Raw genomic sequence first — 21,978 nt, forward strand, 5'->3', positions numbered from 1 at the left:
CGTTGTACAATAATGTTGTACCAGTTATCTAGCAAAAATGATGTTAAGCAAAGAAACCACTTATTCTCAAGCGAGAATGAATTTAGCCACTATTTTGGATCAAGTGTGTGATGAACGTCAGATTGTGGTCATTAAGCGCCGTAATGAGAAAAATGTGGCGTTAATTGCTGAAGATGAGCTAGAGAGTTTATTAGAATGTGTCTATTTACTGCGATCGCCCGAAAATGCGAAACGTTTATTTCGGGCTTTAGAATGGTCAGAAAATAGCACCGCCACTCCTCAAACGGTAGCTGAATTAAAAGAGGAGTTAGGAGTTGAGTCCTAAAAAGAAAAAACCAGCCAATGAAACCCCTAATCATCATATCTCGGGTTATTTTCCTGTATTTAGTCCCGATTTTAAAGCAGATTTAGCTTGGTGGTATCGCACTGAACCCAAAAAAGGGGATAAAATCCTAGATTTAGTCGCAGATATCCTTAATGGTGAACCGTTTACCGGGTTAGGAAAACCTGAACCCCTAAAATATATTGCCCCAGATACTGGGTCAAGACGCATTGATTTAGAGCATCGTTTAGTTTACAAAGTAACAGAAAATAAGGTTTATTTTTTACAAGCACGTTATCATTATCAATCAGATTAAACTGAAAATAATTTATTTTCCCTCAACGACATTGATGATATCTTCGGGCAAAGCAGAATCGAAATCATCGGCGACGACAAATTCTCCGGCAGATAATCCATAAGGTCGTAATTGCTGACTCGGAGGAATGGGTGTAATTTGGGCGATCGCCTCATGCGATCGCTGGGGGCGGGTTCGGTGAGTTGGCTGTTTTTTTTCCTGGCTGATCTAGGGATTTTCTTGCTCTCCACCCACATCCCATAAACCCAGTTTCTGCCCTAACCTTTGCCGCCTCACCCCAATCGCATTAACAAAGCCCCTTTATCAACCCCTCAACCCGTGCAAACGCAGGAAATACACCCGTCCCAACCAATCCCCCCCTACCACCGTCACGCCATCAGCAGCAACCGCACAGGAAGCGATCGCACCATCCCCCGTAAAGGTCGCTAACATTTCCCCCGTAGCCAAATCCCATAGTTTCACAGTCTTATCCTCAGAGGCCGAAATCGCTCTTTTCCCGTCGGGGGCGATCGCTCCATCTGTTTAGCGACATATTTTGCTTGTTGTTTTTCGGAATCGGTTAAGTCGGCAACCCCCACAAATCCCCACCGAATAAGTTGATTGATTTCATCTATCCTTCGGGCAAACTTCAAAAGCCGACTCATGTCGATAAAAACACACCTTGAACTCTGCAAAGAAGTTCATTTGTCCAAGAATAACGGGGACATCTCTCGATTCAGTCCAAGCAAACGCAAGTAGCACGGGAGGAAACTGAGCGATCGCACCCGATACAACCAAACCTCGTGAATCGCTTCGACCCAAATTCCCGCTTAAAGGGATTGAAACCGTCTTATTTTCCCAGATTGCTCCTAGCTGTAAACCGATCTCGTAGGGCAAAACATTGACACTCGCGCCTGTATCTAGCAACGCCGTCACGTCCACAGAGCGATCGCCTAACGTGAGCGTCAAGGGTAAATAGGGCATGATGGCAGAGCGCCCAAGACTATCAATGCGTTCGGTGAATGAATATCGTTGTCCATCAAGCATTAGATGCTACCTTCCTTTGCTGCCACCAGAAGATCCGACAAAGCCTGAACAGATGCGCTATCTGTTTGCGGCGACCATACCACTGCCTCAGTCGATGCAAGCTGCTCGAGCAACTCATTTGCTGAGTCAACTTCTCCGGTTAGTTCTAGGCTACACCCTTCCTCCTTAGCGACTGCCAAGAGGAGAAAGTGAAGCAGTCGAAGTTTATCTTGATGAGATAACTGATTAACGGTGGGTAACAGTTCGCTGAGTAACATAGAGTCGGCTCCGGGAAATGTGCTTCTCCATTATAGGTTTGACTATCTTTGAGGCTTTGATCGGATGGTTTTAGCAACCGGGTTGCTTTCCCATCACCACAAACCAGAAACCGGGTTGCTGGGAGTTGCCGGTTATTCCCCAAGCTGAGTAGAGAAGCCCGGTTACAGATTTTCAAATATTCAATGATTCTAAGTCTCGATACCCATTAATGATGCGAACAATATCTATGCCGTCAGGCCGTGGAAGGTAAAATATGATGTAATTTTCCACAATCAAACCTCGGAGATTTGCTTTAATGTGACTGTAGTTTTTGCCCATGTTGGGAAATTGAGCAAACTAACGGCACTTATCCCGGACTTTTTCAAAAAATCTAATCGCTACGTCTGGGTTTATTGCCGACAGGGATGCACAAATTTCGTCTAAGTCGGCTAGGGCAGCATCAGAGAATGAATAATTTCCCATCAGGAATCTTCAGTTTGTTGCTGTAAACGGTTCAGCAGTCGATTAAATACAAGTTCTCCATCTGTAACTTTTCCTTGTTGAATTTGGCTTTCCCCGATTTCGATTTGCTGACGCAGTTCGGCTAAATATTGTTCTCTTTTATCTAATAGTTCCAAAGCGGCTAATATCACTTCATCTGCTGACTGGTAGCCTCCCTGATTTAATTGCTGGGCAATCCGTTGTTCAATTTCTGGCGTAAGGGATAAACTCATGGCGGCTCACTCCAATACAGATTAACTTGATTATCGTGCGATGTTCGGAGGGTTTCTCGGACAATCCTTGCCTCCTCACCCAAATTTAGCGCATAAACCCGGTTTCTCACCTCCCCTGCACCCTCACAGCCCCTCCAACCGCAGAAAATGCACCCGCCCCGACCTATCCCCCGCCACCAACGTCACCCCATCCGGGGCAACGGCACAAGCCAAAACCCCTGTATCAGCGGTAAAACTGGCGATTTCCTCCCCCGTGGCTAAATCCCACAGTTTCAGGGTTTTATCATCCGATGCAGACACGGCTCGTTTCCCGTCGGGGGCGATCGCCACTGCATTTACCTCGTCACTATGCCCAGAGAGGGTAGCGAGTTCCCTCCCCTGCTCCAAATCCCACAGTTTCAGGGTTTTATCAGCCGATGCAGACACCGCTCGTTTCCCGTCGGGGGCGATCGCCACTGCTCTTACCCAGCCACTATGCCCAGAGAGGGTAGCGAGTTCCCTCCCCTGCTCCAAATCCCACAGTTTCAGGGTGTAATCAGCCGATGCAGACACGGCTCGTTTCCCGTCGGGGGCGATCGCCACTGCTGTTACCCAGTGACTATGCCCAGAGAGGGTAGCGAGTTCCCTCCCCTGCTCCAAATCCCACAGTTTCAGGGTGTTATCCTCGGATGCAGACACCGCTCGTTTCCCGTCGGGGGCGATCGCCACTGCTCTTACATAGCTACTATGCCCAGAGAGGGTAGCGAGTTCCCTCCCCTGCTCCAAATCCCACAGTTTCAGGGTTTCATCATCCGATGCAGACACCGCTCGTTTCCCGTCGGGGGCGATCGCCACTGCATTTACCCAGTAACTATGCCCAGAGAGGGTAGCGAGTTCCCTCCCCTGCTCCAAATCCCACAGTTTCAGGGTGTAATCAGCCGATGCAGACACCGCTCGTTTCCCGTCGGGGGCGATCGCCACTGCTAGTACCCCGCTACTATGCCCAGAGAGGGTAGCGAGTTCCCTCCCCTGCTCCAAATCCCACAGTTTCAGGGTGTTATCCAACGATGCAGACACGGCTCGTTTCCCGTCGGGGGCGATCGCCACTGCTAGTACCCCGCTACTATGCCCAGAGAGGGTAGCGAGTTCCCTCCCCTGCTCCAAATCCCACAGTTTCAGGGTTTTATCAGCCGATGCAGAAACGGCTCGTTTCCCGTCGGGGGCGATAATCGCCACTGCATTTACCCAGCTACTATGCCCAGAGAGGGTAGCGAGTTCCCTCCCCTGCTCCAAATCCCACAGTTTCAGGGTTTCATCAGCCGATGCAGACACCGCTCGTTTCCCGTCGGGGGCGATCGCCACTGCATTTACCCAGTCACTATGCCCAGAGAGGGTAGCGAGTTCCCTCCCCTGCTCCAAATCCCACAGTTTCAGGGTTTTATCACGGGATGCAGACACGGCTCGTTTCCCGTCGGGGGCGATCGCCACTGCCCATACCGAGTCACGATGCCCAGAGAGGGTAGCGAGTTCCCTCCCCTGCTCCAAATCCCACAGTTTCAGGGTTTTATCATCCGATGCAGACACGGCTCGTTTCCCGTCGGGGGCGATAATCGCCACTGCATATACCGAGCCACTATGCCCAGAGAGGGTAGCGAGTTCCCTCCCCTGCTCCAAATCCCACAGTTTCAGAGTTTCATCATCCGATGCAGACACCGCTCGTTTCCCGTCGGGGGCGATCGCCACTGCCCTTACCCAGTCACTATGCCCAGAGAGGGTAGCGAGTTCCCTCCCCTGCTCCAAATCCCACAGTTTCAGGGTGTAATCAGCCGATGCAGACACGGCTCGTTTCCCGTCGGGGGCGATCGCCACTGCTGTTACCGAGCTACTATGCCCAGAGAGGGTAGCGAGTTCCCTCCCCTGCTCCAAATCCCACAGTTTCAGGGTGTCATCCCAGGATCCAGACACGGCTCGTTTCCCGTCGGGGGCGATCGCCACTGCTCTTACCCTGTCACTATGCCCGGTGAGGGTGCGAATCAGTGGCCCGCCAGGTGGGGTGAGGTTGGCGGTGAGGGGACGAAACCAGGGTTTTTCCTGCCATTGTTGGGCTTGATGGAGGAGTTGCTCAATTTCTCCGACGGTTGCACCCTTGGCATTTTGCTGTTGAGGGGCGGCATATTTCGGCAAGTATCGCCCCACCACGGGGATTTTTTCCCAAAAATAACGATAGGGTTCAGGAAGACTTAACTCCTCCTGATTTCCAATGGTTTGGGGAGACTCAACAAACGACAATAACCGCCCCCATAGTTGGGAAATCAATTGCGTTTTATCCTGGTCTAACACATGAGACGATAAGCGGATTGCCCCTTCCAGCACCCTCAGCGCCCGGTCTTCATCTTCCCCAACCGCCTCAAAATCCGCCAACAGCGATCGCACATCCGTCGCCTCTAACTTCCCCTGCAACCAAGCAAAATCCCACAACAACCCCCGAAACGCCTCAATTTCCCCCGCCTTTCGGAAGTGATAGGCCGCCCGTTGATAGAGATAGACCTCCGCCGCCACTTCAGCCCCCGTCCAGGGAAACTGACCGCCCCCATAGGCCCGCAAAAACTCCCCATGCAACCCCGCCTCATCCCGGAGATTGTCCTGTAAATACTTCTGCTGCACATCATGGAGCGATACCCAACGCTGGGGCGACTCCCCCGACACAAACACCAACGCCCGTTGCGCCAACTCCGTCAACCACCGCCGTAGTTGATACTCCTGCTTCTCCCCCCGTCGCCCCCACAACTTCACCAACGCCGTCTCCGAAATCTCCACATCCTGCGCAACAATCCCCAACTCCAAATAAGCCCGCCGTAAGGGTTCCCCTAACGCCGCCACACTCACATCTAAAGACTTATAAATACTGCTGTGGGGATGGTCAAGCACCGCCGCCGCATCCAACGCCGTCAGCAAATCCGCCCAATTTTTGTCCACGCCAACTTGCGCCCCACACAACGCCAACGCTAAGGGCAAATTCCCGCAATGGTCAATCACCGCCGCCGCTTCTGTAGCAGGCAACATCTCGATATGCAGTCCCGCCCAATTCGCCAACAGTTGCCGAGATTGGTTCTCATCCAACATCTCCAACTCATAACCATTAGCCCCCAACCCCGCAATCAGCCGAGCATCCCGCGTCGTCAACAACAGACAACAATCCGGCCCCAACACCTCCACAAACCGCTCTGCTTCCCGCTGTTCCCACACATCATCCAACACCAACAAACAGGATTTATCCCACAAGAGATTGGACAGATAGGCATTCCACTGGCTTTCCCCCTGCTGAGATGCGTGGCTGCCCCCCAAGGTTTTCGCTATGGTGTCATACAACTCCATCGGTTGGGGGTTAATCCCCACCGTTAACCAGATAATCCCATCCCGAAACCGCCGCCGCACCTCATTATCCCGCGCTAAAGCCGCCGCCAAGACGGTTTTACCAATGCCGCCCATTCCCTGCACCCCCACTTTCTGCACCTGTCCCGTCATCACCAGAGTTTGACTGTTGGGCGCTAATAAACGGGCTTTTAACTCATCTATATCTTCAGGACGGGGTAGAAAGTGAGGAGGGGGTTTGGGGACGGTGGCGATCGCCCCTAAACCGTGCCAAGGGGTAGCCGGTGCCGGTGGGTTCGGGCGTTGTAATTGGGAAATGGCCGCTAATATCAGGCGCATATCCTGACGAGTGGCGATTTCGGGTAAATAGTCCCGAATCTCGTCAACTTTCGCCAAGGTCGCCCCGTGGAGGTCAAACAACATCCCCACAAAGGCTTTCCCCTCGTTGTTGGCATCATCTTTCAGGACTTGGCGCAGGTGTTTATTGAAGTTCGCCGCTAATTCTCCGGTTAACTCCTCGATGACATCCTGATAACTGTCGAGGGTATCGAGCAATACCCCTTTCTCGCATCCCTGTTGGAATAACCAAGTCACCACCTCCCGCCATTCCTCTAGGGGTAGGACCTGATACTCGGTAAACTGCTCCGGTTGTTGGCTGAAAACCTGATATAACTGGTCTTCCTGGAGCGTCTCAAACAGGTTCAGGGTTTTGGCTTCTTCCGCCCATTGCAGCCAATAGCCCTCGATTTCATTGGCGAAATTGTCTAAGGGCTTCCGAATATCGGGATATTTAGGGCTAATTTTTTCCGCCAAGGCTTTCGCCACCGTGCGTCCGGCGGCTTTGGCGATGTCTTCATTCCGCAACACCTCGCTACTATTGCGGAATCGCTCTACTAACGCCCCTAAATTATTCCCGGTCATCCCCGCGAAAAAGTTAGCGAACCCCTCCAACACGGGAACCGCTAACCCTGCCGCCGAAACCGCTAACCCTCCCGTGACGATGGAACCTAAACCGACGAGGACGGTTCCGGCTAATAGGGGTCGATTGAGTTGCAACAGTCGGGAATAGTCCATAATGTGTCACCCATGAAAGTGGAGTTATGGCGGGTTATGGGATATTCGGGGATTATAGCATCTGAGAAACCCCCGTTTCTAGGAGCATCTGTGCCGCCTCACTGCGATCGCATTAACAAAGCCCCTTTATCAACCCCTCAACCCCTCCAACCGCAGGAAATACACCCGTCCCACCATTTTTATTATCTCTTCTTAATCCCCTGGTTTTTTGACCTCACAATTGATTAGCTCTCTGGCATTTTTAATGAATTTTTCATCAAAGGTGTAGAATTCCTGGCAATCTTGACTTTGAGCTAGATGCAAAGCATCGGCAAAATCCCAGCCATTTTCATGCCACAGTAGGGCTTGATGAACTAACATCGGATTAGTTAAGTAAACATTTGGTAATCCCACAAGTTTCCGTAAAGCCGAACAAACTTGATTCCGTTTAAACTTATAAGCAAATCTCAGCACCCATTCGGTTTCTAGGATAACGGTGTGGGAAATGAAGATTTCCGGGTTTTGAAAAAGTTCTAGACTTTTTTGATATTGGACTGGATCATCTTGAGTCAGAAGCCGAACTACAATATTGGTATCAACTGCAATCATGCCATTGCTCCTGAATGCCTTGGCTAATAGCAGCTTCCATATCCTCTAAGGTTTTGGGTGAACCGTTATACTTCAAACACCCGGCTACTTCATTTAAAGTAGTAGGAGGAAAAGGCTGTTTGGGCTGAATTAAAATCCCTTTGCCTGTATCAGTCAAGATGATTTCTGTCCCCACGTCCAAGCTATAGATTTTCCGCATTTCCGGTGGAATGATAATCTGTCCTGTTTCGGAGACTTTGGCAATTTCCATGAGTGAATCAGTTGATATATTTCGGTAATTCTAACAAAATTAGATAGTCCACAGTGATATCAACCCCTCAACCCCTCCAAACGCAGGAAATACACCCGTCCCAACCAATCCCCCCCTGCCACCGTCACGCCATCAGCAGCAACCGCACAGGAAGCGATCGCACCATCCCCCGTAAAGGTCGCTAACATTTCCCCCGTAGCCAAATCCCATAGTTTCAGAGTCTTATCCTCAGAGGCCGAAATCGCTCTTTTCCCGTCCGGGGTAATAGCCACCCCCTTTACCTCGCGACTATGCCCCCTCAGCGTCACTATTTCCGCCCCGGTAGCCAAATCCCATAGTTTCAGAGTCGTATCCTCAGAGGCCGAAATCGCTCTTTTCCCGTCCGGGGTAATAGCCACCCCATTTACCTCGCGACTATGCCCCCTCAGCGTCACTATTTCCGCCCCGGTAGCCAAATCCCATAGTTTCAGAGTCGTATCCTCAGAGCCCGAAATCGCTCTTTTCCCGTCCGGGGTAATAGCCACCCCATTTACCTCGCGACTATGCCCCCTCAGCGTCACTATTTCCGCCCCCGTAGACAAATCCCATAGTTTCACAGTCGTATCCTCAGAGGCCGAAACCGCTGTTTTCCCGTCGGGAGCGATCGCCACTGATGTTACCGAGTCAGTATGCCCTCTCAGCGTCGCTATTTGCCACCCCGTAGCCAAATCCCACCATTTCAGCGTGTTATCCCCCGATGCCGAAATCGCCGTTTTCCCGTCCGGGATAATAGCCACCCCATTTACCCAGCTACTATGTCCCTTCAGGGTCGCTAGTTCCCAGCCCCTAGCCACATCCCACAGTTTCAGGGTTTTATCCCCCGATGCCGAAACCGCCGTTTTCCCGTCCGGGGTAATAGCCACCGCCTTTACGCACAAACCATGCCCTTGTAAGTTAACCCCTTCGGACACCGTAGCCAAATCCCATAGTTTCAGCGTGTGATTCGAGGATGCCGAAACCGCCGTTTTCCCGTCCGGGGTAATAGCCACTGCATTTACCCGAAAACTATGCCCTCTCAGGGTAGCAAGTTCCCACCCCGTAGCCAAATCCCACAGTTTCAGGGTGTTATCCCCCGATGCCGAAACCGCTGTTTGGCTGTCCGGGCTAATAGCCACTGCATTTACCGCCTCACTATGCCCCGTCAGGGTAGCAAGTTCCGTCTCCTTAACCAAATCCCACACTTTCAGCGTGTTATCATCCGATGTGGAAACCGCTGTTTGGCCGTCGGGAGCGATCGCCACTGATGTTACCCAGTCAGTATGCCCCCCCAGCGTGGTTATTTCCTCCCCCGTAGGCAAATACCACAGTTTCAGCGTGTTATCTATCATCCGATGCCGAAATCGCGGTTCGGCCGTCGGGAGCGATCGCCACTGATCTTACCCAGTCAGTATGCCCCCTCAGCGTCGCTACTTCCAACCCCGTAGACAAATCCCACACTTTCAGCGTCCTATCCCCAGACCCGGAAACCGCTGTTTTCCCGTCCGGAGCGATCGCCACTGATGTTACCGAGTCAGTATGCCCCCTCAGCGTCGCTATTTCCCACCCCGTAGACAAATACCACCATTTCAGCGTCTTATCCTCCGACCCGGAAACCGCTGTTTTCCCGTCGGGAGCGATCGCCACCGTATTTACCGCCCCACTATGCCCCCTCAGCGTGACTATTTCCTCCCCCGTAGCCAAATCCCACCATTTCAGCGTCCTATCCTCCGACCCAGAAACCGCTGTTTTCCCGTCGAGGGCGATCGCCACTGCATTTACCTCCTCAGTATGCCCCGTCAGCGTGCAAATCAGCGGCCCCCCTGGGGCAATCAGGTTGCCAGTGAAAGGGCGAAACCAGGGCTTGTCGCGCCATTGTTGAGCATCTTTCAGGAGAGCCACAATTTCCGGCTGCTGAAAAGATAACAACCGCCCCCAAAGTTGCCCCGCCAACTGACTGCTATCCTCCGCCAACACATCAGCCGATAGCCCCAACGCCTCCTGAATCAGTTTTAATGTCCCTCCCTGCTCTCCCGACAGCAACAGCAACACCAAATCATAATCACTAATCAGCGCCCTTATCCCCACCGCCTCCAACTTATGCTGCAAAAAACCAAAATCTGTCAGCCAAGACCGCAACCGCTCCACTTCCCCCGCCTTCGCAAAATCACTCAGTTGGTGGCGCAGCAGTTGTAAACGCTTTTCCGAGTCAAGTTTACTCAACCATTGTCCTAGCGCAGTAGTCATAGGGGCGCTCCTTTACTTACGTTGCCAGCAATGCAGCCTTTAATCTCCTTCCCCAAAATCAACTTATTTAAATCCATGGCAATCCCACCCATTCCGGGCGTGACAACTACCTTTTTTGTACGATTAAACAATGCTAAATAACTCAATTTTTCCTGATTAACACCTAAAATATTATCCCATTAAAATCACTGTGTCAATTACATGAATCACCCCATTATCTACTTCAATATCTGGGGTAATAACCGTGGCATTTTTAACTGAAAATCCATCGGTAAAATCCAGAGAAATAGGCGCACCTTCAACAGAAGTTAAATAATCCAGTTTTTCTAAGTCTGCCTTCAGGAACTTACCAGCCGCCACATGATACGTTAAAATCCGGGCTAACTGGGGCGGGTTCTGCACCAAAGTCTGAACAGTTCCCGGCGGGAGTTTCGCAAAAGCATCATCATGGGGCGCAAAAACCGTAAAAGGGCCCGGAGTTTTCAGGGTTTCCACTAATCCCGCCGCCTGTACCGCCGCCACCAAAGTCGTAAAACACCCTGAACTCACTGCTATATCTACAATATCTGCCATTGATCCTAATCTACTCTACTCGAAAATAATAATTTTCACTTATCCTAGACTAAATTGGAGCTAAAATGCAGCTAGGTAAGAAGCAAACAGCCCCTGGCAGATGCCGAGATGATGTGGATTTGATATAATTATATTAGCCCACCAGCCACCAGGTATATAATTTACTACTGCAACCCCGGTCAGTTCATTGAATCCCACTAAAACCCGTTCTAGCCTTGGTATTTGGACAAAACGCTTTGTCGCCTCCCTGTTTTTGGGGGGACAGGTTCTGCTGCACGTCCTACAGGGAAAAATTCACCGCCGCAATACCCTAGAACAAATGGCGATCGTTGGTCCTGAATCCCTATTTATCGCCCTGCTGACCGCTAGTTTCGTCGGTATGGTGTTCACTATTCAAGTAGCCCAGGAATTTATTGCCCTGGGCGCAGGTCACTTAGTCGGAGGAGTTCTGGCTTTGTCTCTCAGCCGAGAACTTACCCCGGTTCTCACCTCTGTAATTATTGCGGGAAGGGTCTGTTCAGCCTTTGCTGCTGAATTGGGAACTATGCAAGTTACAGAACAGATTGATGCTCTATATATGATGAAAACTGACCCAGTAGACTATCTGGTGATTCCCCGTGTGCTGGCTTGCTCCCTCATGCTTCCCCTACTGACAATCATTTGTCTGATTACTGGGTTAGCAGGTGGGTTACTCATAGCTACCAGTTTTTACAATATCCCATCGGTGCTGTTCCTCGACTCGATTCGAGATTTAATGGGATTGTGGGATTTGATTAGCGCCGAAATTAAGTCGGTGGTCTTTGGGTGGGCGATCGCCGTCATTGGCACCAGTTGGGGTCTAACCACCACCGGAGGCGCTAAAGGAGTCGGACAATCAACTACAACTGCTGTAGTCACCTCCCTGCTGGCTATCTTTATTCTCGATTTCTTTTTATCCTGGTTACTATTCAAAGTCACATTTTCCCCGGTGTGAATACCTATGGCCTTCGCCAGACCCCATCAACTAGATCAGAAATTGATAGCCCTCATCACCTGCCTTCAGTTAAATTAGTAAAGAGGGTGTATATGGGATCTATTCTGGGTAGCGCTCAGGCTAAAAACTGCCTGGTAGGAATTTCAACCCCTTGGTTGGATCACAGGATTCCTTGGCGGTCAATCGATGAATTGACCCACTATCAAGACTCTTTGGGTGCAAAGAGTGACTCAAGGGGTCGCCGCCGGGAACATTGCCAGAATAAATGGCAGTAGCCCGGTCTCCACTTCCCTTTAGCCTAGGAACCCCGTAGGGTATCGGCTGATTGATATCTATTAGCCGGCTGTCGGTATTCGGTTCCTTCAATGCTACCCTCTCTAAGATCCCCTAAGATTAAGAAACTTATTTACATCTACTTTGGGTCCACCCCCGTTAAAAAGGAGTATTCTAAAGATGACCTCAACTTCTCCCCTTAAAAACGAAATTCAGACGGAATCCCTGCTGAAACGCTATAATCCCAAAGCCCATAACCATTATAGGTTTCAAGATTTTTTTAGCCTGGAATCGTCCACAGGTTCTATCACCGATTGGAATAACTCCCGCAATGTCCTCACTAGCGAAGATTTTATTATTGGTCTGGTAGAAGGATTAGAGGAAGAAGTTGGTCCGGCTTCATCAGTCATCATGTACACCATTGGACATCAGTGGGGACTCGAAGATGCGGAATTTTTCCAAAAATGGTTTGAGGAAGAATTTGGCCGTAGTATCCGCAAGTCTAACCTAATGTTCCTATTAGAAACCTGGTGGTGGCCTTTTACCGCCCAAGGATGGGGACGATGGGAGGTAGATATGAGCGATCGCCAACATGGCTGTATTTTTATTAATCTATTCGACTCGGCTGTAGCCCGTAGTCTCGGAGATGTGGGAAAACCCGTCTGTCACATCTACGCTGGCCTATTTTCGGGATTTTTTAGCACCCTGGTTAAAAAACCCCTCAGTTGTATTGAACTACAATGCTACTCCATGGGAGAGACCTACTGTAAATTTTTACTCGGCAACCCCGATCGCATTGATGCAGCAGCATTCTGGCTTAACGAAGGCGCAACAGCCCGCGACATTCAACGGAAATTACAAGACGGAAACCGAAAATAATGACTGACCAACCCAAGGACTGGCTATCTATTTCTGTTCAGGAATTCTTCAATAATCTTAACTGGCAAGGAACTAGCCAAAGTTCCAGCAGCCCCAATAATACGGGGGGTGAAGACTTAGAAAAGTTGAGCATTTCTGTGGCGGAATTTTTTAATCGGTTTGTCTGGGAAGGCACACCAGAAGTGGGAGTCTTTCCCAGCAAATCATCGGTTTCTTTCGCGGAAAATTCGCCAGAAACAGAAAATGATGTCACCATCGACGATCTGGTAAATTTGTTCTAAAACTATAAGTTAATTATCAGGGAAAATCTGACCACATAATCCAACTTCCACATCCATAATTCCTAGGTAAAACTTATGTCCTCAGATGTTAATAGCTTGTTGACTCAAGCTGAAAATCGCTATCTGAAACCTGAAGAACTTCAGGAATTTAAACGCCATACGTCAACTTTGGCTCAAAGACTCAAGATCTACGAATTTTTGCGCGATCGCGAAGCTGTCATTTTTGAACCAATTGTTGAAAAGCTACAGACGGCTTTTCCGGAAGCACAACAGCCCCTGGTAGAAAAATCTCTACAACATTGGATTCTGATTATGCGTCATTGTGCCATGGCTATGTTGCTAGATGATACCGACTACCTAAAAAATAATGTCTTAGACTGGCTGAGAGGTTTTGTTAAGACTCGCCAAAGTCAAACCATTGAAACCAAAATTCATGAACTTTTACTAGCCCGCCTTCAAGAAATGCTCTCTCCCAAAGCCATGATTTATCTGGAAGACAACCTCAATCTCGCTAAAGATACCTTACTTGCTAACTCAGATTAGCTTATTTATGCCTATCATTGCCTATTAGTTAAACAAGGAGACCCACCATGATAGAAATTGATGATCTACTGAAACAAACCCAACTCCCCGGCAACTACTTCGCATTTAATAGTTATGTTCGGGGGGATTTAGAACTCGGTTTATTAGAAAATCGGCGCGGCGATCGCATTTTAGCCCTACCGGATACCCTAGTCAGAGCGATTTATAAGGGCTTAGAACAAGAAACAGGTCAAGCCGCCCGTCTGGTACTATTTAACTGTGGTCGCTGGTGGGGGAAACACTTTTACGTTAGATTTTGCGAAGAAATCGCCGAATATTACCATCAGCCCCTGGGCAGTATGGAAATGATACAATTTACTCAGTGCTTACAACAATGTTGGAAAACTCACGGTTGGGGAACTTTAGATATAGATGGATCTTATAATCAACAAGGATTTCTGTTGATTAAAACTACTCACTCTCCCTTTAGCCAGGAGGCTCCTGAATGGAAACGGCCGGTTTGCTACCTGGAGGCGGGCTTATTCAGCATCTTTTTTAGCCAGTTAACTGGCCGTGATTTGCATTGTGTGCAAACGACTTGTCAATCCCTCGGGGCAGATTATAACTGCTTTATTGTAGGATTAAGCGATCGCCTCAAGGCTGCAGAAGCAATGGTTGATGAAAATCAAGACCATGACACCATTCTCCGGCAACTTTGCCAACAAAAGTCTGGATAACCAATGGGAGGCTAAACCAGATTGATTTTTGCCCTAACTTATGGATGCCACAGAACTTATCAGTCGATATGCAGAAGGAGAGAGAAACTTTAAAGGAATTAGCTTGCGTGGCATTATCCTCACCACCAGCAACCATCCCGAAAGTAGTAGTATCTCTACCATCGGCGTAGGAGCCTCACAGATCAATAACAGAGCACAACTGATTGGGGCTGATTTTAGTGAAGCCGATCTGAGCGGGGCTCATCTCAGTTTAGCAAATCTCAGTAAAGTCAACTTCAGTGGAGCTAACTTAACTGGAGCTAACCTCAGTGGGTCTAGTCTCAATGGAGCCAATCTACAAGGAGCAACTTTAAGTGCTGTTAACCTAGAATCGGCTCATCTAAATTGGGCTGATTTAACTGAGGCTATTTTTATCAAAACCAATTTTCATAAAGCAGACCTCAGTTCCGCCAATTTAACCAAAAGCAATTTACAATCAGCTAACTTTGTTCGTGCCTATTTAATTAAAGCTAATTTATCTGAGGCGGACTTATTCCAAGCTGATCTAAGTTCTGCTAACCTCAAGGATGTCAACCTTAGCGCCGCCAATCTGACCGAGTGCAAAATGACTCGTGCTAATCTCATGGGTGCTAACTTGACCGAAGCTGATTTAACTAAAGCCAATCTTGGCCGTGCTAATTTGCGCGGCGCTAACCTCACAGATGCCTATCTCAACCTAGCATCCCTCGTAGAAGCTGATTTGCATCAAGCTAACCTAACTAGAGCCAACCTCAGCAGAGCCAACCTCAGCAAAACCTATTTGCGAGATATCTGTCTTAATGGCGCTCACCTAACTAAAGTTAACCTCAGTGGTGCTGATTTGGGCGGCGTGGACTTGAGCCACAAATTATTAACGGGGATTAATCTAGCCGGAGCCTATTTGAGTGAAGCTACTTTAGTGGGTGCATTATTAATGGAGGCTAATCTTAGTGCTGCTAACCTTAGTGGTGCTAACTTGCAAAATGCTTGCTTGATTAATGCTGACTTACGTGGCGCTTATCTCGATCGCGTCGATTTGACTGATGCGAACCTGACCGGAGCTAATTTAACCAAGGCTGACCTCCGAGAAGCTAATCTGCGCGCCGCTATTTTGGCTGGGGTTGAACTCAAAGGCGCTCAACTGGCTGGCGCTACCCTCCCCAATGGCAAGATTTACAAACCATCAAAAAAATGATTTTTTTGCTAGTCATAGCCCCTCTCCCTAACTGGTCGGCTGGGGGAGAGGGGGGGGAAATCCTCAAAGCCTGTTAAGTGTCAACTTATTTAGCATCTGTAGTGCGAGACATATATTCACCGACCTGGAATTGAGTTTCTTTGAGTTGATTAATAATGGAGCGGGTAATCAGTTTACCAGTTTCCACCACTACATACCCAGTAATAGGATGCAGGAGTTCCTGTTCAGCGCGTCGTCCGATCAAAGACTCCACATCCTCAATAGCGTTAATATACATCCCGGAAGGTAGTTCAATAACAATACCCTCTCCGATAACCTGCGCCTGACAAGCGAGGCGGGATGTTTTTTGAGCCGTAGTAATAACTTCTAGGGTTCTTTGTTCTCGTCGGTTAACCGGCGACAAACTCTCCATGCCATCTTTAATATAAACATGGCAGGTGGCGCACATTCCACGACCGCCACATTCTTTCAACACATGAAGCTCTTTAGACAGCAAAGCAGATAAAAGGTTAGAATTAGTTTTAACCTCCATCTCCTCAGCGATAGGTTCGAGGCGGATCACTTTAGCCATAATGATGTGGTTCAGTCTTTATTGTAATTAGGTTAAAGTATAGCGCCCAGTGCTAATGTGTTAACACCAGGCTGAGGATTGGGTTGACAGGCTATGGGGTGTCAGATTTTAGCAAATGACCCCTTCCCTGTTGCCTTTTCCCTGTTGGTTACTTTTGACATAGCGACCCTTGGGGTTCAAGGACCCAAATTATATATGCTTTGGGTACTTTAGTAATGACTGTATTTTCCCCCATGTTGCTCAATTTGGCTATAATCTCAAATGTCTTGTCAGCGGTGGGTACAGCCCGAAAAAAACTATAATATTCCCGACCGAGAGAAATACCAGGAACAGGTCGTTCCAAATCAGGGACATTAATATGGCAGGGTTGATATTGGCTCCTAGATTGTATGATTCTAGTAGGAGCGGGATAATTTAATTGGGCATTGGGTTGGGACTCGATTTTAGATGACATAGTGATCCTGTGAGCGAATGTGGTATATGAGCAAATCCAAAAAGTGGGAGCCTACTTTATTAGCTTGGGCATTAAATACCAATTTGTCATAGATATATTTTAATCGGATTTGGGAGGGCACTGGCTAAAGCTATTATGCAGCGTTCTAAATATAGAATTTTGGGGTTGGTAGGACAAGGACAGTATGGGAAGGTTTATTGCGCGAGCGATCGCCAAAAGGGTCAATTGGTCGCACTCAAAGAACTGAGCCACTCGGCTACGTCAACCAGTCAGTTCCTGCAAGAACTTTGGTATATCATTAGTTTACAGCATCCTAATATTGCTGCCTGCCTGGGTTTAGAACATATCCAAAACGGGCGCTATCTAGTGATGGACTACTGTGAGGCCGGAACTTTGCGGGGTTTAATTGAGGGTAATCAAACTCTAGGACTCCTCGAAGGTCTACAGATTATAGTAGAGGTACTCCAAGGCTTAGACTATGCTCATCAGCGGGGCATAATTCACTGTGATATTAAACCCGAGAATATACTGCTGACGATAGTGGCTGGTAAATGGCAGCCGAAACTATCTGATTTTGGCATTGCTCGTCGTCTACCTAGTCACCATGATATAGGTTCTCCGAGTCACGCGCCTGGGGGTTCTCCGGCTTATATGGCCCCCGAAAGGTTTTATGGTATGTATTCGGCTCAATCTGATATATATGCTATGGGGGTGGTATTGTATGAATTATTAGTAGGCGATCGCCCCTTTCATGGTTTATTTAATGAACTGATGTGGGCACACATGAACCATCGAGTTGAACGGCCGACTTTTTTGCCAGAGTGCCTACAAAATATATTACAAACATCCCTGGAAAAACTGCCAGCCCGTCGTTTTCCCAGCGCCGGCGCTATGACAGAAAGTTTAAAGGCGGCTATGGCTGATCCATCTGTCCAAGAAATAGGCGATCGCCTAATTCCCTGGTATTCCCCATCACAGATTACCACAACAGGGGAAGCGACGAACTCCCTAGACCAGGACAGCAATGCGATCGACTCCCTGGAATTTTATGATCTCCCCTATAAATTAAACAACCCTCCCCCCTCTGATAGCCAACCCCTTCTGGCATCAAATCCGACCCATCTCTACAGTGCCACCGGTAGCAATGTGATCACCTGGTCTTACACAGAACAACACTCTCAATCCTTCACCCTATCAGAATCTGTAGTTAGTTTATATCCCATGTCCCACGGGTGTTATATTTTGACCAATAATTATCTCCATTGGTGGCATAATTCCAGTCATCAGCCAGACTCTCAATCCCTCGGGTTTCTCCAAAAAATCTTTAAAGAAACAGACACAACCCTTAAACCAACTACCCTCGCTATATCCCAGGATTTAGTTAAATCTCGTTTTAATTCTTCCTTAGTAGGTCAAGCAGATCTACTTCCAGAATGCCAACGGGACTATTTAACCATCGCTGTACCTGGTCAACTGCGATTCTACTCCCTCACCAAAGGATTAACGAACCCCGACCATAGCACCGAAAATCAGGGTCACTCATCCATAAAACTCCTAAAAGTGATTTCCGTTTCCACACAAATACTACCTCAATTAACCTTTATTGATGGGCGGCATTTATTGGCTACTTGGTCAAACACTAAACCCTCATCACCGAAAACTATTTTTCAGATGTACAGTCGCCGAGGTGCGCCCATGGGAACCATAAAATTACCCATCAATGTTAACCAAGTATTCGCCACCCCTCATCCTTATACGATCCTGGCTTTATGTCAGCATCAACCCTTAACCCTACTGCAAATCAATCTTAAACCTCTCAGTGTCATTCGTGTGGCTGTAGCATCCCCCCCGACAGCTTTATTTATGGCAGACTGGGGTTATGGTTGGACGATCGAACCTGGAAAAATGCAAATTTTTAATTGGTCAGGTCATCGTTTAGTTGAGTATAACTGTCCTGTCGCTACAGCCTTAGCACGTTGGAAACAAACTGGTTTAGCCTTAGTTCCCTCAACAGGGTACTCTATCAAGGTAGTGGATAGTCTAGGTTTACCTTTACAAGAATTATCGGAGGACATTGATGTCTGATCTAATTATCTATGGCGACGATAGTACCACGGCTAAAAATATGTCGATCGCCCAACAGTTAACTTTAGTGAAAGTTGATGTTTCCCGTCTCAGAGATTTGGGTAAAGGTGTGGGAACAGGCGCTTTAATTAACAGTCTGGAAAAGTTGGTAGAACTGATATTTAGTCTGCGATCGCTAGTTAATGATTCATCATCTGATGCTCTCCTACAGACTAATGCTGAGATTAACTCTGATTCCCTCTCTGTCGCCAGTGAGCCACCTTTGGCCGCCGAAGAACGTCTGATTCCCTACGTTGCCGAGGAACTGGTGGATATTTGGCATCATTTTTTAGAATGGCAAAAAACCACAGAAAAAAGTTACCCTAAGTCCGGGAATTTATCGGATAAGAGTCCATCGGAAATTGTAACTCTCGGTGATTTGCAAACCCTATTATTGTGGCGCTTAGGCTGTAGTGCTGAAAATATTATGGCGCTGCTAACTGGAATTGAGGTGATGGTAACTTCCCCTCGAGGTACAAGAAAACCAGGGGTTTTGCGACTGGTAGCTAGTTTAATCCTGAAAACTCCCCAGGGTCAATATGATTTAGACCTGGCTACGGGTGAGAGTCCTAAATTTAATTTACATCATAATGCGATCGTGCAGTCTTTTGACTGTGAGTTATGTACTGTTCCTCGTTCAGCCAAGTCTCTGCTTGAGCAGCTTAAAAATATTATTAATCAAGAATTTGAGGCGCTGGATTTATGGAAATCACAATCAATTGCAGTTCTCGAACCTGGATATAATTGGGAACCCGGTCAACTATTATTAGATTTCGGATTTCAGTTGTTAGTTAATTATCCTTCGATGCAGTGGAGTAACCATCAGGTTAATGAGGTTAATTATGATCCCATGGAAGGTAGTTACGATTCCGAGGAAATGACTCCATACCTTTTATTGGTAAGTCAACTGAAACTCACTGATATGATGATTTTTAGTCGTTCTTTTCAAGAAAAAATTATTCAAAAAATAGCGGTTCCCCTGGAAAAATTATGTTTAAGTTATGAGAATTTTGCGGCGGCGGATGAACCTGCTAAATCATCGGTTTCTCATAGTAAAAATCGCCGGGTTTCCTCCCCAGAACCTAAACTATCCCCAGATATATTTAATCGTTTTCTGATTCGCAAAGCCTGGGATTTGGTGGAAGCGATCGCCTCAGAATCTCAAGATAATCGCCAATCATCTCCTTATGGCTATGTGATGATTCCTCAAGTTAGCCTCAGTCAGTTGATCCAATCTCTGATGTGGCATACTGTTAGAGGTTCGGCGGCGATCGCTAGACTTATTGGTGGCATTACTGTCCGCGTTCTCGAACCGGGTAAACTATGGTATAAAGGAACCCTTAGATTAGTGGCGATTTTAAGTGCTGATTTCCCAGGCTATCATTGGGAAATTGATATCGCTACCCGTGAACCTCCCCGGTTGATAGGTACTATATTAGATGAAAGTGCTGTGATTGATTGGCAGCCTGACCAGACTGGAGTTGATAATGGCGGTCTAGCATCGGCGATCGATACTGCGAGTCCCGTACAATGCTTAGGTGGTCAAAGGTTTCAGCAAGTGGGTATCTGTAGCGACGCAATTATTACTCAACTGCGAGATGTGTCGCCGGAATTGGGGATATGGATCGATGGGGTAGAAATTGATTGGGAAGAACCCATGATAACTGAATCAATTTGGCGATCGGGACTCGCACAATTGGTATTAGTTTGGGAGTGGGTTAAGTAGGCGCGGGTTCACGCCCGGTATATCATAGTTACCCCGCCCACCACCATACACCAAAAAATGCCTCCTAGGGGCTTTCTTAGAGCCTATATCCTAGGATAAATCTGATTTTTGATAAAAAAGCTGTCGATGGGTAGGAGTGTCTCTAAATGTATGTATATGCCTTTATTAAGAGTCAATCAATTAGTTGGAAATCCGTTCAGGGAATCTATGAACCAGTAGTTTTACTGGAGGCTGGGGCTTTAGCCGCCGTGGTGGAACCAAACCTACAGGCGGAAAATCTCTCGGCTGACAATGAGGAAGAGTTAATGCGGGCGGTTTTGACCCATGATCGGATTGTGTGTCAGATATTTGAGGAAACTACCGTTTTACCTGTGCGGTTTGGGACTTGTTTTGATTCCGAGGCGAGATTGTGCGAACATCTGACCACAGAGGGCGATCGCTATTTTCGGCAATTAGAAAAATTAACAGGTCGGGCTGAGTACCTACTGGAGGCTATCCCCCAACCATTCAACCAGGAGAAGCCATCTTCTGATACCACCGCGCCGCCAACTAAGGGACGGGACTATTTTTTGCAGAAAAAACGTCTACACCAGCAGCGCCTCAATTTTGAACAGCAACAGGAACAACAGTGGCAGGATTTTATAAATGCGATCGCCAGCAAATATCCCATAGTTCAGGGTAAAGCTACCGAAGACGCAGAACGCATTTATTTACTCATTCCCCGCAGTCAAGAAGTCGCCCTAGTCGAGTGGGTCGCCCAACAGCAACAAAACATCGACCTATGGGAGTTCAGTCTGGGAAATGCCGTTCCCGCCTACCATTTTCTTTAAAAAATGTACCCTCTACCCAGACCTCATTGGAGCGCGATAAATTATGAAAGTGCCGAAAACTGCCCCTGATTTGCTACAATCTTCAAGGTTGGTGCGAGACGTTCAGGCATGAAATAGAGCTGCAATGCTCGAAATAACCGCCTGATGGGGATTTCAACTCCCTGGTTGAATATAAGAGGCTCGTCTCTGAACATCCCCATAACTGTTTATATGTCCCGACGCTTGGAGAAATCTGAGCAAGGCAGGGAACTCAAGGTCATAGACAAACTGAGAAATCAGGAAGTAGAGAGTGACGGCGATAGCCACCCCCAGTTTAGGGAATCACAACCCCAGGACTGAAGCGGGGAACGGAAGGCTCCAAGGTGTAACCTAACACCAGAAACGAGACCACTGCCAACCATCCATGATTAGGGAAACCGAATGTCCGGCATGAACCACCGTCAATATTAGGTAGCGAAATAGGTTGACACGCTGCGTTCAAAAGAACAAGGGGAAAAGTGGGGTTTTCTCTACAACACCTACACAGACTTTTAAAAGTACCCCGGTGGAGAGGACAAATCTAAAGATGGAATGCCCATATAAACAGAACGTTTTAAGTCCTCCTGGACTCTGAGAGTATGGTCGATACCTCAGTAGGGATAAGTGTAACCGCAAGTCCTAGA

At 47.9% G+C, this 21,978-nt stretch carries 27 protein-coding genes; 13 read left to right on the top strand and 14 right to left on the bottom strand.

Features of this window, described 5'->3' with window-relative positions:
* The first annotated feature begins 37 nt into the window (after nt 1-37).
* From N39L_RS11475 to N39L_RS11485, 3 genes are all read left to right on the top strand, one after another.
* Entirely contained in the window at nt 38-325 is a 288-nt protein-coding gene (locus N39L_RS11475) for a type II toxin-antitoxin system Phd/YefM family antitoxin (protein ID WP_014275275.1), read from the top strand.
* Entirely contained in the window at nt 315-638 is a 324-nt protein-coding gene (locus tag N39L_RS11480) for a Txe/YoeB family addiction module toxin (protein WP_014275276.1), read from the top strand. The genes N39L_RS11475 and N39L_RS11480 overlap by 11 nt, the downstream gene beginning before the upstream one ends.
* 111 nt (nt 639-749) lie before the next feature.
* A complete protein-coding gene (locus tag N39L_RS11485; RefSeq protein WP_286131386.1) occupies nt 750-881 on the top strand; it encodes a hypothetical protein in 132 nt (43 codons plus the stop codon).
* 60 nt (nt 882-941) lie between these two features.
* Here N39L_RS11485 and N39L_RS11490 read toward each other — a convergent pair whose 3' ends face one another.
* The 12 genes from N39L_RS11490 to N39L_RS11545 all read right to left on the bottom strand — a co-directional run bounded on the left by N39L_RS11490 (nt 942) and on the right by N39L_RS11545 (nt 10,733).
* Complete coding sequence (locus tag N39L_RS11490) at nt 942-1,100, bottom strand: hypothetical protein (protein WP_014275277.1); 159 nt, start codon at nt 1,098-1,100, stop codon at nt 942-944.
* Between the two features lie 144 nt (nt 1,101-1,244).
* On the bottom strand, nt 1,245-1,601 hold the full coding sequence (locus N39L_RS11495; RefSeq protein ID WP_434221526.1) for a pepsin/retropepsin-like aspartic protease family protein: 357 nt from the start codon (nt 1,599-1,601) through the stop codon (nt 1,245-1,247).
* A gap of 62 nt (nt 1,602-1,663) precedes the next feature.
* Nucleotides 1,664-1,921 (bottom strand): hypothetical protein, encoded by a 258-nt coding sequence (locus N39L_RS11500; protein ID WP_006616027.1) that lies wholly within the window; start codon nt 1,919-1,921, stop codon nt 1,664-1,666.
* Nucleotides 1,922-2,093: 172 nt separating this feature from the next.
* Nucleotides 2,094-2,240, bottom strand: coding sequence for a type II toxin-antitoxin system RelE/ParE family toxin (locus N39L_RS11505; RefSeq protein ID WP_014275278.1), 147 nt, complete (start codon nt 2,238-2,240; stop codon nt 2,094-2,096).
* Nucleotides 2,241-2,258: 18 nt separating this feature from the next.
* Entirely contained in the window at nt 2,259-2,384 is a 126-nt protein-coding gene (locus tag N39L_RS11510) for a type II toxin-antitoxin system RelE/ParE family toxin (protein ID WP_231852156.1), read from the bottom strand.
* Nucleotides 2,384-2,635: a ribbon-helix-helix domain-containing protein gene (locus N39L_RS11515; RefSeq protein WP_006616028.1), complete on the bottom strand. Its 252-nt coding sequence runs from the start codon at nt 2,633-2,635 to the stop codon at nt 2,384-2,386. Before N39L_RS11515 ends, N39L_RS11510 begins: the two co-directional genes overlap by 1 nt.
* A gap of 123 nt (nt 2,636-2,758) precedes the next feature.
* Entirely contained in the window at nt 2,759-7,060 is a 4,302-nt protein-coding gene (locus tag N39L_RS11520) for an NB-ARC domain-containing protein (RefSeq protein WP_014275279.1), read from the bottom strand.
* Between the two features lie 192 nt (nt 7,061-7,252).
* Nucleotides 7,253-7,648 (bottom strand): type II toxin-antitoxin system VapC family toxin, encoded by a 396-nt coding sequence (locus N39L_RS11525; protein WP_006616239.1) that lies wholly within the window; start codon nt 7,646-7,648, stop codon nt 7,253-7,255.
* Nucleotides 7,635-7,898: an AbrB/MazE/SpoVT family DNA-binding domain-containing protein gene (locus tag N39L_RS11530; protein WP_006616240.1), complete on the bottom strand. Its 264-nt coding sequence runs from the start codon at nt 7,896-7,898 to the stop codon at nt 7,635-7,637. Before N39L_RS11530 ends, N39L_RS11525 begins: the two co-directional genes overlap by 14 nt.
* Before the next feature lie 59 nt (nt 7,899-7,957).
* Nucleotides 7,958-9,265 (bottom strand): WD40 repeat domain-containing protein, encoded by a 1,308-nt coding sequence (locus tag N39L_RS11535; RefSeq protein ID WP_014275281.1) that lies wholly within the window; start codon nt 9,263-9,265, stop codon nt 7,958-7,960.
* Complete coding sequence (locus N39L_RS11540; protein WP_014275282.1) at nt 9,255-10,160, bottom strand: WD40 repeat domain-containing protein; 906 nt, start codon at nt 10,158-10,160, stop codon at nt 9,255-9,257. Before N39L_RS11540 ends, N39L_RS11535 begins: the two co-directional genes overlap by 11 nt.
* A gap of 171 nt (nt 10,161-10,331) precedes the next feature.
* A complete protein-coding gene (locus N39L_RS11545; protein ID WP_014275283.1) occupies nt 10,332-10,733 on the bottom strand; it encodes a fasciclin domain-containing protein in 402 nt (133 codons plus the stop codon).
* Nucleotides 10,734-10,920: 187 nt separating this feature from the next.
* Here N39L_RS11545 and N39L_RS11550 point away from each other — a divergent pair, with 187 nt between their 5' ends.
* From N39L_RS11550 to N39L_RS11575, 6 genes are all read left to right on the top strand, one after another.
* Nucleotides 10,921-11,706, top strand: coding sequence for an MlaE family lipid ABC transporter permease subunit (locus N39L_RS11550; RefSeq protein WP_006617791.1), 786 nt, complete (start codon nt 10,921-10,923; stop codon nt 11,704-11,706).
* Between the two features lie 453 nt (nt 11,707-12,159).
* Nucleotides 12,160-12,858 carry a V4R domain-containing protein gene (locus N39L_RS11555; RefSeq protein ID WP_014275284.1) on the top strand — a complete coding sequence of 233 codons (699 nt, stop codon included), beginning with the start codon at nt 12,160-12,162 and terminating at the stop codon, nt 12,856-12,858.
* Nucleotides 12,858-13,139, top strand: a complete 282-nt coding sequence (locus N39L_RS11560; protein WP_006617793.1) for a hypothetical protein — start codon at nt 12,858-12,860, stop codon at nt 13,137-13,139. Before N39L_RS11555 ends, N39L_RS11560 begins: the two co-directional genes overlap by 1 nt.
* A 75-nt stretch (nt 13,140-13,214) precedes the next feature.
* Nucleotides 13,215-13,682, top strand: a complete 468-nt coding sequence (locus N39L_RS11565) for a globin family protein (RefSeq protein ID WP_006617794.1) — start codon at nt 13,215-13,217, stop codon at nt 13,680-13,682.
* A gap of 47 nt (nt 13,683-13,729) precedes the next feature.
* Nucleotides 13,730-14,398 (top strand): V4R domain-containing protein, encoded by a 669-nt coding sequence (locus N39L_RS11570; protein ID WP_006617795.1) that lies wholly within the window; start codon nt 13,730-13,732, stop codon nt 14,396-14,398.
* A gap of 40 nt (nt 14,399-14,438) precedes the next feature.
* Complete coding sequence (locus tag N39L_RS11575) at nt 14,439-15,611, top strand: pentapeptide repeat-containing protein (protein WP_006617796.1); 1,173 nt, start codon at nt 14,439-14,441, stop codon at nt 15,609-15,611.
* Nucleotides 15,612-15,696: 85 nt separating this feature from the next.
* Here N39L_RS11575 and N39L_RS11580 read toward each other — a convergent pair whose 3' ends face one another.
* Nucleotides 15,697-16,182 carry a 2Fe-2S iron-sulfur cluster-binding protein gene (locus N39L_RS11580; RefSeq protein ID WP_006617797.1) on the bottom strand — a complete coding sequence of 162 codons (486 nt, stop codon included), beginning with the start codon at nt 16,180-16,182 and terminating at the stop codon, nt 15,697-15,699.
* 148 nt (nt 16,183-16,330) lie between these two features.
* A complete protein-coding gene (locus N39L_RS11585) occupies nt 16,331-16,636 on the bottom strand; it encodes a hypothetical protein (protein WP_014275285.1) in 306 nt (101 codons plus the stop codon).
* Nucleotides 16,637-16,771: 135 nt separating this feature from the next.
* Between N39L_RS11585 and N39L_RS11590 the strand changes: the two genes are divergently transcribed.
* The 4 genes from N39L_RS11590 to N39L_RS11605 all read left to right on the top strand — a co-directional run bounded on the left by N39L_RS11590 (nt 16,772) and on the right by N39L_RS11605 (nt 21,655).
* On the top strand, nt 16,772-18,721 hold the full coding sequence (locus tag N39L_RS11590; protein WP_006617799.1) for a serine/threonine-protein kinase: 1,950 nt from the start codon (nt 16,772-16,774) through the stop codon (nt 18,719-18,721).
* Nucleotides 18,714-20,486, top strand: a complete 1,773-nt coding sequence (locus tag N39L_RS11595) for a hypothetical protein (protein ID WP_006617800.1) — start codon at nt 18,714-18,716, stop codon at nt 20,484-20,486. The genes N39L_RS11590 and N39L_RS11595 overlap by 8 nt, the downstream gene beginning before the upstream one ends.
* 146 nt (nt 20,487-20,632) lie before the next feature.
* The gene (locus N39L_RS11600; RefSeq protein ID WP_006617801.1) at nt 20,633-21,316 is read left to right on the top strand and encodes a GvpL/GvpF family gas vesicle protein; all 684 of its coding nucleotides are present in this window, start codon (nt 20,633-20,635) and stop codon (nt 21,314-21,316) included.
* 210 nt (nt 21,317-21,526) lie between these two features.
* The gene (locus N39L_RS11605) at nt 21,527-21,655 is read left to right on the top strand and encodes a hypothetical protein (protein ID WP_006621112.1); all 129 of its coding nucleotides are present in this window, start codon (nt 21,527-21,529) and stop codon (nt 21,653-21,655) included.
* The last annotated feature ends 323 nt before the right edge of the window (nt 21,656-21,978 follow it).

The organism is Limnospira platensis NIES-39 (assembly GCF_026000695.1).
GTDB lineage: Bacteria > Cyanobacteriota > Cyanobacteriia > Cyanobacteriales > Microcoleaceae > Limnospira > Limnospira platensis.